Source organism: Vibrio sp. 10N.222.46.A1 (assembly GCF_041473595.1).
Classification (GTDB): domain Bacteria; phylum Pseudomonadota; class Gammaproteobacteria; order Enterobacterales; family Vibrionaceae; genus Vibrio; species Vibrio tasmaniensis_A.
In genome coordinates this window covers 1-367 of sequence record NZ_JBFRSN010001655.1, presented here as the reverse complement: position 1 = coordinate 367, position 367 = coordinate 1, and the positions used below count along the sequence as shown (strand labels likewise).

Genomic DNA, 367 nt, shown 5'->3' with positions numbered 1-367 from the left:
CGATATCACCAACCGTACCACCAACTTCAACAAGCGCGATATCGTGGCCAGCTGCGCCAGAAATTACACGTTCTTTGATAGAGTTAGTGATGTGCGGGATAACCTGAATAGTTGCACCTAGGTAATCACCGCGACGCTCTTTAGCGAGTACGTCTGAGTAAACACGACCTGCAGTGAAGTTGTTACGCTTAGTCATCTTGGTGCGAATGAATCGCTCGTAGTGACCAAGGTCAAGGTCAGTTTCAGCGCCATCTTCCGTAACGAACACTTCACCGTGTTGAGTCGGGCTCATTGTGCCTGGATCAACGTTGATGTAAGGGTCAAGCTTCATCATAGTCACTTTAAGACCACGAGCTTCTAAAATAGC

The 367-nt window shown here is 48.0% G+C and carries 1 pseudogene; it reads right to left on the bottom strand.

What is annotated here, in order from left to right:
• Positions 1-367, bottom strand: a pseudogene (gene pyrG, locus AB4496_RS28680) (CTP synthetase); the annotation flags it as partial.